Consider the following 13,474-nt stretch of genomic DNA (forward strand, 5'->3'; position numbering starts at 1 on the left):
GCTTCATTGCATAGCGCTCGATGAGGGGCTACCATCGCACCGCTGCTTCGCAGCTTGCCATTCTCCATTATAATTCAACCTCCTCAATCGGAAAATCCGGTTTTATATGCAATGAAAAGAGACACAAACGAACAAAATAGACAAAAGTAACAGATGTATAATTTACCTGAACCTATCCTATCTGTTATATTGCGTCAAGCTAATACAAAACATGTTATATGGACTTCTGTATCTATCATATAACAAATTTGTTATATCGCTTCAAGCTAATGCGGAACGAGTTATAGGGACTTCTGACCTTCCGGCTTTATGTGCCTTTTTCAGAATTTCATGTACCGTAATCGCGGCTTGCTACAATTTCAACCGATTGTGGAGGAGATTGGTGAACTGATAGTTCTTAAGGTTCCATTTCGGATAGATGAGCAATTCGGGAGGCGATTGCGAGACGAAACGCTCCAAAGCGATGTCGGGGCGCAGACGGTGGAGCAGTTTCACACAGAGGTCGGCATATTCCTCAGCCGTGAAACGCGGGATGTCATAAAGACCCTCCTCCACATCCCGGGCAAGACGCGTCCCACGGATTAGCTGGAGCTGATGAATCTTAACCGTATCGACCGGAAGCTCATTCACACGGTCAATCGTCTCAAGCATCATCGCCTCATCCTCACCCGGAAGCCCCATGATGAGATGCAGACCTGTGGGGAGTCCTGCAGCATGGGTGCGCGTGACGGCATCGGCTGTATCAGCCCAAGTGTGGCAACGGTTCACCCTCTCGAGTGTTGAATCGTGCGCACTCTCCGCCCCGTATTCAACCATCACCCACGCCGGCAAGGCTGCAAGACGGTCGAGAAGCTGCTGCGGCATACAGTCGGGACGCGTGCCTATTATCAACCCGACGACATCATCGACAGCCAAGGCCTCCTCATAGAGACTCATCAGTCGGTCAATATCGTCGGAGTGTGTATTGGTATAGGCCTGAAAGTAGGCCAGATATTTCATTTCGGGATATTTCCTTGCAAAGAAAGCCTTACCCTGCTCAAGCTGTTCGGTCACCGAGAGGGCCGGAGCGCAATAGCCGGGATTAAACGACTGGTTGTTGCAATAAGTGCAGCCCCCGCGTCCCTTCGTCCCATCGCGATTCGGACAAGTGAAACCTGCATTGACGGCAATCTTCTGGACCTTTCCCTTGAAATGCTCGCCGAGAAAGTCGGCAAAGTCGCGGTAAGGTTTCATAGACGGGCCGCACGGTTTAGCAGAACTGTGTCGAGGAGCACGATCGCAGCCATAGCTTCGACGATAGGCACCGCGCGTGGAACCACACATGGGTCATGACGTCCACGGGCTTTCAAAAGCACCTGATTCCCGTTGCAGTCAACCGTCTCGATGTCCTGCATGAGTGTGGCGACAGGCTTGAAAGCCACGCGGAAATAGATGTCGGCACCGTTGGAGATTCCACCCTGTATGCCACCCGAATGGTTTGCGCTGACACCGATGTGGCCGTCAGCACCGACCGTGAAAGGATCTATGACCTCGCTGCCCTTCAGCTCAACGCCACCGAATCCCATGCCGTATTCAAAACCTTTGCTGGCATTGATGCTCATCATCGCCTCGGCAAGACGCGCACCGAGACGACCGAACACAGGGTCGCCGAGACCGGCAGGAGCACCCTTGATAACACAACTGACGATACCGCCGATAGTATCCCCCTCACCCTTGATTTTCATTATCAACTTCTCCATTTCGGCTGCCTTTTCCGGGTCAGGACAGCGGACGACATTGCTCTCAGTCAGCGAAAGATCCAGAGATGTATAGTCGCCGTCAATAGCAATGGCCCCGACCTGCGAGGTGTATGCCGTAATGGATATGCCCAACTGTTCCAGAGCCTGTCGCGCGAAAGCACCGGCCACGACACGCGTGGCTGTCTCGCGTGCGCTCGAACGGCCTCCTCCGCGATGGTCGCGCAGACCATATTTTGTTGTATAGGTGAAATCGGCGTGCGATGGGCGGAAAGCCTCGCGGAGCTGACCGTAGTCCTTCGAATGTTGATTCTCGTTGCGGATGATGAAGCCGATCGGACAGCCCGTGGTCACCCCCTCGAAAAGTCCGGAAAGGATTTCGACCGTGTCACTCTCCTTGCGCGCTGTGGTCACGGCTGACTGTCCGGGACGACGGCGGTCAAGCTCATGCTGCACTTTTTCAAGGTCGATTCTCACTCCTGCGGGCATACCGTCGATCACTCCTCCGATGGCCGCACCATGACTTTCACCAAATCCGGTAAAAGTAAATATTTTGCCTATTGTATTCATTTTCGATAATTACAGATTATGTCCCTGACTGACTTATGTGTTTACCTGTCACTTACAGGAAATCCTTATTTGTATAAAAGTCTGTATCAATGCTCCTTCATCTCAGCGATGTCGGCAACCTCGCCCGAACAGTAGGCAATGAGGTCAGAGGGAGCGACCTTGAACTGAAGACCGCGCTGTCCGGCCGACACATATATGAAAGGATAGCCCACGGCAGTCGAATGGAAATATGTCGGGAAAGGTTTCTTCATCCCGACAGGCGAACAGCCGCCACGGATGTAGCCGGTCAGCGGTAGCAGCTCCTTCATCGGAATCATCTCCGCTTTCTTCGCGCCGGCAGCCTTGGCCGCTTTCTTCAGGTCGACCTCCATGTTTCCGGGCAACACGCAGACGAAGTATCCGCACTTGTCGCCGTGAAGCACCAGGGTCTTGAACACGCAATTGATGTCCTCACCAAGCTCCTCGGCCACATGTTCTGCCGCAAGATTGTCAGGATCGACTGTGTAGGGAATCAGTTCGTAATGGATCTTTGCCCTGTCGAGCAGACGCGCGGCATTGGTCTTTGCTATTTTTTCTTTTGACGAATTCATAGCTGCAAATTTACTCAATCACAAGCTATATTGCAATTTTCAAAGAATAAAGTTTGGAAAACAAGCTTGAGCGGCAATCTCCATCACCGACACCGCATCATGCTGTAATGTCAGTCTATTGCCTTCTAAAACATATCTTACAACATATAGCATCCATATTTTTCTGCGATTTTTGTAATAATTAAGGTTCGTATGACTAAAATATTACAAAATAATTGTTAACTTTGCAAAATCCGCGTGATGCGCACTGAAACGGCGCATCTCCGCATTAAGCTGCAAAAACGAAGAAATTATAAAAGCTGAATTAAACATCATCTATGAATCCAATCAAAAAAACCATCGAGCTGCCTGACGGTCGCACCATTACGCTGGAGACCGGCAAACTTGCAAAGCAAGCCGATGGAGCGGTAGAACTGCGCATGGGCAACACAATGCTCCTCGCGACAGTCGTAACGGCCAAGGAGGCCGGTGAAGGGGTTGACTTCATGCCCCTCCAAGTTGAGTACAAAGAGAAATTTTCATCAAACGGACGTTTCCCCGGCGGTTTCCTCAAACGTGAAGGCCGCGCGAGCGACTACGAAATCCTGACATCCCGCCTTGTTGACCGTGTATTGCGTCCGCTTTTCCCCGACAATTACCATGCCGACACAATCGTACAGGTGACAATGTATTCATCTGACGGTGTCGATATGCCCGACGCCCTCGCAGGTCTCGCAGCCTCTGCAGCCCTCGCGGTGAGCGATATTCCTTTCAACGGCCCCATCTCGGAAGTGCGCGTGGCCCGCATCAACGGCGAATTCGTCATCGACCCCACTTTCGAGCAGCTTGAAAAGGCCGATATGGAACTTATGGTAGGTGCAACCTACGACAATATCATGATGGTCGAAGGCGAAATGAACGAAGTTTCGGAAGCCGACCTCCTCGCCGCCCTCCGTGCCGCACACGATGCCATCAAGGTTCAGTGCAAGGCCCAGATGGAACTCGCTGAGGAAGTCGGTTCGACCGTGAAGCGTGAATACTGCCACGAGACCAACGACGAAGAGCTCCGCAAAGACGTTCATGACAAGTGCTACGACAAGGCATACGCCATCGCCAAGGCCGGCAGCGCCGACAAGCACTGGCGTCAGGAGAGCTTCGACAAAATCTGCGAAGAATACCTCGAAACAATCCCCGAAGAGGAGCGCGAGGAGAAAAAAGCAATGGTGAAGCGCTACTACCACGACGTGGAAAAAGAAGCAATGCGCCGTTGCGTCCTCGACGAAGGCATCCGTCTCGACGGCCGCAAGACCAACGAAATCCGTCCCATCTGGTGTGAGGTCGACTACCTTCCCGGCCCCCACGGATCGGCTGTCTTCACCCGTGGTGAGACCCAGTCTCTCGCAACAGTGACCCTCGGCACCAAGCTCGACGAGAAGATTCTCGACGACGTTCTCAACCAGGGCCGCGAACGCTTCCTCCTCCACTATAACTTCCCCCCCTTCTCGACAGGCGAAGCCCGCGCACCCCGTGGTGTAGGCCGTCGTGAAGTAGGCCACGGCAACCTCGCCCACCGCGCCCTCAAGCGCATGTTCCCCGATGATTTCCCCTACGTTTGCCGCATCGTCAGCGACATCCTCGAATCAAACGGTTCGTCGTCGATGGCAACTGTCTGCGCCGGCACCCTCTCGCTCCTCGATGCAGGTGTGAAGATGAAGCGCCCCGTCAGCGGTATCGCAATGGGTCTTATCTCGGACGGTGAGAAGTATGCCATCCTTTCCGACATCCTCGGCGACGAAGACCACCTCGGCGACATGGACTTCAAGGTGACTGGTACCCGCGACGGTATCACCGCCACCCAGATGGACATCAAGGTCGACGGTCTCAGCTACGAGATTCTTGAAAAGGCACTCAACCAGGCCCGCGAAGGCCGTCTGCATATCCTCGACAAGATTCAGGAGACAATCCCCGCACCCCGCGAGGACTACAAGCCCCACGTTCCCCGCATCGTCACCATGCTCATCCCCAAAGAGCTTATCGGCGCTGTCATTGGCCCGGGCGGAAAAATCATCCAGGGTATTCAGGAAGCCAGCGGTGCTACTGTCAGCATAGACGAAATCCCCGACGGAGGCTATATCGAAATCGCTGCCGCCAACAAACCTTCAATCGACAAGGCTCTTGAGATGATCAACGCCATCGTCGAGCTCCCCGAAGAGGGCAAGGTTTACCACGGCAAGGTACGCTCAATCCTCGAATTCGGTGCTTTCGTTGAATTCATGCCCAACCGCGACGGTCTCCTCCACATCTCTGAAATCTCATGGGACCGTCTTGAGAACATGGAGGCATCCGGTCTCAAGGAAGGCGACGAAGTTGACGTGAAACTCATTGAGATTGACAAGAAGACAGGTAAATACCGTCTGTCGATGCGCGCGCTTCAGCCCAAGCCCGAAGGCTATGTTGAACGCGAACGTGCACCCCGTGGCGAACGCGGTCCCCGCCGTGACGGCGACCGTCCCCGTCGCGACAACGACCGTGGCGACCGTCCCCGCCGTGACAACGACCGTGGCGATCGCGGACCCCGCCGTGACAACAACAATCACGGAGGTCCCCGCTACTAATCAGAGCGTATAGTCATCAATCTATCACTGATTAAAATTTCAATCACGCTCTTAGTTAACCCAAAATACCAATTACTACCATTGAAAGAACGCCCCGGCGAGTTCCCCACACGGGAGCCCGCCGGTTTTCTTTCCATAAGCGCCCAGGCAAAAGAATCAGTCACACGACCATCCATGCCGACGCGCCCAATCTATCCCCTCCAACAAATCATGACTACACATTATTATATAAGGCCACTTGAAATCACCCCCTCCGACAATGTCCACATCATCGTGGCAGCCGGAAGCGGATCGCGCTACGGCGGCAATCTGCCCAAACAGTTCTGCGACCTCGCAGGGCGCCCTCTGCTCATGACCACACTCGAAAGGCTTCATGCCGCCACTCCCGACTGGAAACTGATAGTGGTCCTCAGCGCGGAAATGATTGACGAATGGCTGAAAATGTGTGGCGAACATGATTTCACTCTTCCTCACCTCATCACAACCGGAGGAGCCACCCGCGCCCATAGCGTCAGGAATGCCCTCTCGTTGATTCCGGCCGACTCGCAAGCCTACGTCAGCATCCACGATGCCGCGCGTCCGGTCATCACCACCACTCTCATCAACCGTCTCATCGAGGGCCTCCCCGGAAGCGATGGTGTCATACCCGCCTGTCCGGTGACCGATTCAATACGCCGCGTCGGGGCAGACGGCTCTTCTGCAGCCGTCGACCGTTCATCGCTCCGCTCGGTCCAGACTCCGCAGATTTTCCCTGCCCCCAGACTCCTCGCCGCCTACCGTCAGGAACTCCGCCCGACATTCACCGACGACGCATCGGTCATGGAAGCCGCCGGATTCACAGACCTTCGCCTCATCGACGGTGACCCTCACAACATCAAAGTCACCAACCCCGGCGACATGGCAGTGGCAGAGCTGTATCTGAACCTCTAATTTCACTTTCAGGTGAAATATTTATCACAATCCGACGTTATTATATAAAAACCTCCCCAATATGAGCGAAGTCGAACTCCTCCTCTTAGACCAAAGTGACAATTGCACGGTCTATACAATCCAATTCCTGTCGGACGATATGAACGAATTTGAAAAATTCGTTTCTAAAATCCGTAAAGATGCCATCTTGGACAAGGATTTCCGCGTAATAGCAAAATTCATTGACCAGATTCTTGACTTCGGCGCACTTGAAAGATATTTCAGGCCGGAAGGTAAAATGAAAGATTCGGTAGTGGCCCTTCCTACTCTTCGTTCAAGACTAAGGCTTTACTGCCTGCGTCTTTCCGACAAAATCCTGATTCTCGGAAACGGCGGTGTGAAATCCACAAGGACCTACGAGGAAGATGAATCATTGAAAGGATATGTGATGACACTTCAAAACCTTGAGGAACTGCTCAGAGATGGAGTAAAGGACGGCACTATCGTAATCACTGAAAATGAAATCCAAACCGATAAAACTTTTGCCTTATGAAACTTGCTAAAACTTCTCTGAGAGAACTGCTCAGCGATCTCACTCCGCAGGAAAGGGCTGAAGCCCGCCTATCGTTTGAAATTTCCAACCGCATTGACAAATTAATGTCGGAACGCGGACTTTCTAAAAAACAGTTCGCAGACGCTATCGGAAAACGTCCGAGCGAAATTACAAAATGGCTGAGCGGAGAACATAATTTCACCGTATCTACCCTTGCCATGTTAGGCTCATTTTTCGGACAACCTATAATTGTTGTCGGATAACCATATTCAATCATTATTCAAATAGTGAGTTTGACAATCGAATGTCGAACCCACTTCCTGTATACTGCGGATAGCTCTCTATAATCCGGCCCTACTGTAAATCCTCCTGAAACATCATGAACGGATTGCGAAGAATGGACATAAAATTCCTTCGTGGAATTGGCCCCAAGCGTGCCGAACTTCTTGAAAAGAATCTCGGCATAAGGACTTATCATGACATTCTCTTCCACTTCCCGACCCACTACATCGACCGCCGCTCCGTCTACCGCATCATCGACTTCGCAGGCGACGACATGCCATCGCTGCAAGTCAAAGGCAAATTCGTCAGCTTCAACGTGCAGGGGGAAGGGGCTAAGACCCGGCTCGTCGGCCTGTTTTCCGATGGCAGCGCGGTGATGGAGGTCGTGTGGTTCCAGCGCATCAAGGCCATACGCCAACTCTATCACACCGCCACTGAATATATCCTCTTCGGCAAACCCTCCAACTTCAACGGACGGTGGAGTATGGTCCATCCCGAAGTCGACACACCTGATGCCGCAGCCTCGCGCGGTGGTTTCCGAGGTGTCTACCCACTGACCGAACAGCTCCGCAACCGCGGCTTCTCATCGCGCACATTCTCGACTGCCGTTTCCGACATCCTAAGCGGCATACGCAACATGGCCGAGACACTTCCTCCGGAAATCATCGGCCACTACAAGCTCCTCGGCATCCGCGAGGCCATCTCAGCCATCCACAATCCACCCTCACCGGCCATTCTCGAACAGGCCCGCTTCCGCCTGAAATTCGAAGAGTTGTTCTATCTTCAACTCGACATCCAGCACTATGCACGCCGTCGCAACTCTGCCATCCAAGGCTTTCATTTCCCACGCATAGGCCACTTCTTCAACACTTTCTACTCCCAATTCCTCCCCTTCCCCCTCACCAACGCACAGAAGAGGGTGATAAAGGAGATTCGCGCCGACATGGCAACCGGACGACAGATGAACCGCCTCCTGCAAGGCGATGTGGGTTCCGGAAAGACCCTCGTCGCGCTGCTGTGTATGCTCATCGCCCTCGACAACAACACCCAGGCTTGCCTCATGGCGCCGACCGAGATTCTCGCCACACAACACTTCGAGACAATCACGAAGATGGTGGCGGCAATGGGCATCAACGTCCGTCTGCTCACAGGCTCGACACGCAAAAAGGAACGTGAGACAATCCACCAACAGCTCACCGACGGTTCCCTTCACATCCTCATCGGAACCCATGCCGTCATCGAGGACAATGTGCGATTCAAGAACCTCGGCTTTATCGTCATCGACGAGCAACACCGCTTCGGAGTGGCCCAGCGCGCCAAACTCTGGACAAAAAACGTCATCGCTCCACATGTCCTCGTCATGACAGCCACCCCGATTCCCCGTACACTCGCAATGACTGTCTACGGCGACCTCGACGTGTCGGTCATCGACGAACTCCCACCCGGACGAAAACCGATAGTGACACTCCTGCGCTACGAGGAGGACCGCTTCAAGACCTATCAGGGCATAGGTCGGCAGTTGCGTCTCGGCCGACAGGTCTACATCGTCTACCCGCTCATCAAGGAAAACGAGAAACTCGACCTCAAATCGCTTGAAGAAGGCTACGAAAACATCTGCGAGACATTCCGCGACTACAAAGTTGCCTTTGTCCACGGCCAGATGAAACCGCAGGAGAAGGACTATCAGATGAACCTCTTCGCATCTCACGAAGCCCACATCATGGTAGCCACGACCGTCATCGAAGTCGGTGTGAATGTCCCAAATGCAACGACAATGCTCATCGAGAACGCCGAACGCTTCGGCCTCTCGCAGCTCCACCAGTTGCGTGGCCGCGTAGGGCGTGGCGAAGGGCAGAGTTATTGTATCCTGATGTCGAAACACAAGATTGCAAAGGACACACGCAAGCGCCTCGAACTCATGACTGCCACCACTGACGGCTTCGCGATAGCTGAGGCCGACATGCAGATGCGCGGTCCCGGCGACATCGAAGGCACAATGCAGAGCGGAATGCCCATCGACCTCCACATAGCCAACCTCGCTACAGACGGCCAGATAGTGCAGCTCGCGCGCGATGCCGCCGCCGCAATCCTCGACATCGACCCCGAACTTCAGCAACCGGCCAACGCGCTCATCCGTTCGCAGCTCAGCCTCCTCACGACCCGCATCCGCGACTGGTCGCGCATATCCTGAAATTTACCTGATTCGGAGAGATACAGAAGAACAAAAGTTCAAAAGAAACAGAAGTGCATGGAATGTCACAGCAACCGCATTGATATTCATGCACTTCTGTCGCTTTTAGCCTTTTGTTACCCTGCATCAACCGGCAGTGAACTGCAAATTTCGGCAAGCTCACTTCTTGTACCCATATCACCATCCTTCCGCTTTTGAATCCCTATTTTAACAATTAGGTTAAAATAGCCTCTTCAGTTGACGTTTTTTAATGACTTTTAGCGCACTGACATGCTTCAAAGCGGGGTCTCAGTTGTTTTAATAGTGTAAGTAAAGATAAAGAAGCTCAAAGCATAAAAATCTAAATTTACATCCCTCGTCCTCTTTACCGAATTGGGAAATTGGGTACTGAGGCTCTCATAAATAAATAGTTGAAACGTGAGGGGAGGAGTTAGGACCCAGGTCTTAACTCCTCCTTTGTTTTTATACATCATTAACAAACCACTCCAAAGGCATCAAAACTAACAAAAATCACCTTTTTCATCGCTAAAACAATAAATTTATCACATTTTTAGGTTAAAATACAATATTTTTCTTGTAAACATAAGCATTTTTATGAAAATTATATTTAAATTTGCGCATCAACAGTTAAAACAAATAACATTTGCGGTACTATTCCGCAATGTCAAAACATATTTTTAACCTCTAATATTTATTGTTTCGCAGTGTTTATGAAAAAGACCCTATTCATGCTCATAGTCATGATACTTACGGGTATCGGGCTTACAGCTGCCCAAAGCCGGAAAGTCACCGGTGAGGTAATATCGGCTGAGGACAAAGAGCCGATCGTGGGTGCGACAGTGACTGTCAAAGGAACCAAGATCCAGACGGTCACGGATGTCGACGGCTTGTTTACAATTTCCACCCCCCCCCAATTCTAAAACGTTAGTAATCACATACATAGGCATGAAACCTGCGGAAGTAGCGATTACTTCCGACAAAATGACCATCGAACTTTCCTCCGCAGCAGAGGAACTTGGCGAAGTCGTCGTGACCGGTATGCAGAAGATGGACAAGCGCCTCTTCACCGGTGCGGCAACAAAAATTGATGCCCAGGACGCCCGAATCAGCGGTATGGCCGACATCAGCCGAAGCCTTGAAGGGCGTGCGGCAGGTGTGTCGGTACAGAACGTGTCAGGCACCTTCGGTACAGCTCCCAAAATCCGTGTGCGCGGTGCAACGTCAATCTACGGTAGCTCCAAGCCGCTGTGGGTTGTCGACGGTGTAATCATGGAGGATGTGACCAACGTTTCGGCCGACGACCTATCCTCAGGTAATGCCGAGACCCTTATCTCATCGGCAATCGCAGGCCTCAATGCCGACGACATCGAGAGCTTCGACATCCTCAAGGACGGTTCAGCAACCTCAATCTACGGTGCGCGCGCAATGGCGGGTGTGATTGTCGTGACCACCAAGAAAGGTAAGGCCGGACGCAACTCCGTCAGCTATACAGGTGAATTCACCATGCGTCTGAAGCCCAGCTACAGCACCTTCAATATCATGAACTCGCAGGACCAGATGGGCGTCTATCAGGAACTCGCGAAAAAAGGTTATCTCAACTATGCGGAAATCGCCAATGCCTCCACCAGCGGTGTCTATGGCAAAATGTATCAGTTGATTTCCCAGTATGACGCGACCTCCGGCCAGTTCGGTCTTCCCAACACCAAGGAGGCACGCGACCAGTATCTCAGAGCGGCAGAGTACCGCAACACTGACTGGTTCGACGAACTCTTCTCCAACGCCGTCATGCAGAACCACTCCGTCAGCCTTTCATCAGGTACGGATAAAGCGCAGCACTATGTATCCGCCAGTGTTATGTATGATCCGGGATGGTACAAGCAGAGCACTGTCCAGCGCTACACCGCAAACCTGAATTCAAACTTCAACATTTCCGACAAGGTGTCGTTCAACCTCATCAGCAACGCATCTTTCCGCAAACAGAAAGCTCCAGGCACACTCGGAAGCGAAACTGACATGGTGACCGGCGAAGTCAAGCGCGACTTCGACATCAACCCCTACTCCTATTCGATGAACACCTCGCGCACACTTGACGCGGCTGAATTCTACACCCGCAACTATGCGCCCTTCAACATCATGCACGAGCTGAAGAACAACTACATGAAGCTTGGCGTGAACGACTTCCGTCTGACCGGTATCCTCACCTACAAGCCCATCAAGAAAGTCGAGCTCTCGCTCCTCGGCGGTGTACAGAACACAGCGACCTCCCAGGAACACTTCATCAAGGACGACTCCAACCAGGCAGAAGCATACCGCGCCATGCCGACCTCGGCCATCCGCGACAAGAACCCGCTTCTCTACAAGGACCCTGACAACGTCTACGCCCTCCCGATTTCTGTGCTGCCCAACGGTGGTATCTATGAGCGCACCGACCGCAGCATGTTCAAGTGGGACATCCGCGCAGCCGCACGTTACAACGACGTATATGCCGAAAATCACATCGTCAACCTCTATGCCGGTATGGAAACCAACTCTGTGAACCGTCACTCCACATGGTTCCGCGGCTGGGGCGAACAATACAAGATGGGTGAGGTTGCCAACTATGCCTATCAGGTGTTCAAACGCGGCATGGAGGAAAACACCGAATATTACTACCTCAACAACACCCGAGAACGCAGCGCAGCATTCTTCGCCAACGCCACATATTCCTACCAGGGCCGTTACAACCTCAACGGAACAATCCGCTACGAAGGCACCAACTTCCTCGGTAAGAGCCGTTCGGCCCGCTGGCTCCCGACATGGAACGTATCAGCATCATGGAATGCCCACGAAGAATCATGGTGGTCATCCCTCAACCCGACATGGAGCCACCTCACTCTCAAAGGTTCCTACTCACTCACCGGCGACCGTCCCTCAGTCAGCAACGCCTACGCCATCATAGGCTCAAGCAATCCCTGGCGTCCCTTTGCTGGTGTCAACGAAAGCCAGCTCTACGTGAGCGCGCTCGGTAACGGCGACCTCACCTACGAGAAGAAACATGAGCTCAACCTCGGTCTCTCAACTGGCTTCATCGACAACCGCATCAATCTTGAATTCGACTGGTACAAGCGTAACAACTACGACCTCATCGGCGTGGCCACCACCCAGGGTATCGGCGGCCAGATACAGAAGTTCGGTAACATCGCATCAATGAGATCACACGGTGTCGAAATCTCGCTCACAACACGCAACATCGTCACCCGCGACTTTACCTGGACCACCAACTTTATCTACTCCCACTCAAAGAACAAGGTGACCGACCTTAAGACCACCAAACGCTTGATGGATCTCGTGTCGGGCAACGGTTTCGCTCAGGAAGGCTACCCCGTGCGCTCACTCTTCTCTATCCCCTTCAAGGGTCTGAACGATGAAGGTCTCCCCACCTTCCTTGACCAGGACGGCAATATCTCGACTACCGGTATCTACTTCCAGACCTCCGACCCAGAGAAACTGAAATTCCTTGAATATTCCGGCAGCATCGATCCCACCGATGTCGGTTCGTTCGGCAATATCTTCCGCTACAAAGGAATCTCGCTCAACGTCTACATCACCTACTCCTTCGGCAACGTGGTTCGTCTCGACCCGGTGTTCAAGAACACCTACACCGACCTCACCGCGACCCCCAAGGAATTCCTCAACCGCTGGACAGTGTCGGGCGATGAAAACCGCACAACCGTTCCCGTCATCGCCTCACAGCGTCAGAACAAGAACGACAGTAATCTGTCATACGCCTACAACGCCTACAACTACTCGACCGAGCGCATCGCCAAGGGTGATTTCATCCGCATGAAAGAAATCTCGGTTTCCTACGAATTCCCCCGCAAGGCAGTTCAGGCTATGCGTATGACCAACTGCATGGTGAAGCTTCAGGCAACCAACCTCTTCCTCATCTATGCCGACAAGAAACTCAACGGACAGGACCCTGAGTTCTTCAACACCGGCGGTGTGGCTGCCCCGACTCCCAAACAGTTCACTCTCACAGTCAACTTTGGTTTCTAACACTCTGAAAGGAA

Annotated in this window: 8 protein-coding genes and 1 pseudogene; 6 read left to right on the top strand and 3 right to left on the bottom strand. The window is 52.6% G+C overall.

What is annotated here, in order from left to right:
- Positions 1-351 precede the first annotated feature (351 nt).
- The 3 genes from QZ310_RS12240 to ybaK all read right to left on the bottom strand — a co-directional run bounded on the left by QZ310_RS12240 (position 352) and on the right by ybaK (position 2,896).
- Positions 352-1,233 (bottom strand): TIGR01212 family radical SAM protein, encoded by an 882-nt coding sequence (locus QZ310_RS12240; protein ID WP_297073227.1) that lies wholly within the window; start codon positions 1,231-1,233, stop codon positions 352-354.
- Complete coding sequence (aroC, locus tag QZ310_RS12245) at positions 1,230-2,306, bottom strand: chorismate synthase (RefSeq protein ID WP_297073228.1); 1,077 nt, start codon at positions 2,304-2,306, stop codon at positions 1,230-1,232. Before aroC ends, QZ310_RS12240 begins: the two co-directional genes overlap by 4 nt.
- Before the next feature lie 86 nt (positions 2,307-2,392).
- Positions 2,393-2,896 carry a Cys-tRNA(Pro) deacylase gene (gene ybaK / locus QZ310_RS12250; protein WP_297073230.1) on the bottom strand — a complete coding sequence of 168 codons (504 nt, stop codon included), beginning with the start codon at positions 2,894-2,896 and terminating at the stop codon, positions 2,393-2,395.
- Positions 2,897-3,213: 317 nt separating this feature from the next.
- On the opposite strand from ybaK, the gene pnp reads away from it, so the two are divergent.
- The 6 genes and pseudogenes from pnp to QZ310_RS12280 all read left to right on the top strand — a co-directional run bounded on the left by pnp (position 3,214) and on the right by QZ310_RS12280 (position 13,460).
- Positions 3,214-5,490 (top strand): polyribonucleotide nucleotidyltransferase, encoded by a 2,277-nt coding sequence (gene pnp, locus QZ310_RS12255; protein ID WP_297073232.1) that lies wholly within the window; start codon positions 3,214-3,216, stop codon positions 5,488-5,490.
- 210 nt (positions 5,491-5,700) lie between these two features.
- On the top strand, positions 5,701-6,420 hold the full coding sequence (ispD, locus tag QZ310_RS12260) for a 2-C-methyl-D-erythritol 4-phosphate cytidylyltransferase (RefSeq protein WP_297073234.1): 720 nt from the start codon (positions 5,701-5,703) through the stop codon (positions 6,418-6,420).
- Positions 6,421-6,481: 61 nt separating this feature from the next.
- Entirely contained in the window at positions 6,482-6,952 is a 471-nt protein-coding gene (locus QZ310_RS12265) for a hypothetical protein (RefSeq protein ID WP_297073236.1), read from the top strand.
- Positions 6,949-7,215, top strand: a complete 267-nt coding sequence (locus QZ310_RS12270) for a helix-turn-helix transcriptional regulator (RefSeq protein ID WP_297073238.1) — start codon at positions 6,949-6,951, stop codon at positions 7,213-7,215. The genes QZ310_RS12265 and QZ310_RS12270 overlap by 4 nt, the downstream gene beginning before the upstream one ends.
- A gap of 134 nt (positions 7,216-7,349) precedes the next feature.
- On the top strand, positions 7,350-9,425 hold the full coding sequence (gene recG, locus QZ310_RS12275; RefSeq protein ID WP_297073240.1) for an ATP-dependent DNA helicase RecG: 2,076 nt from the start codon (positions 7,350-7,352) through the stop codon (positions 9,423-9,425).
- 710 nt (positions 9,426-10,135) lie between these two features.
- Positions 10,136-13,460 (top strand): annotated as a pseudogene (locus QZ310_RS12280) (SusC/RagA family TonB-linked outer membrane protein).
- Positions 13,461-13,474: the final 14 nt, after the last annotated feature.

The organism is uncultured Duncaniella sp., assembly GCF_910577345.1.
GTDB lineage: Bacteria > Bacteroidota > Bacteroidia > Bacteroidales > Muribaculaceae > Duncaniella.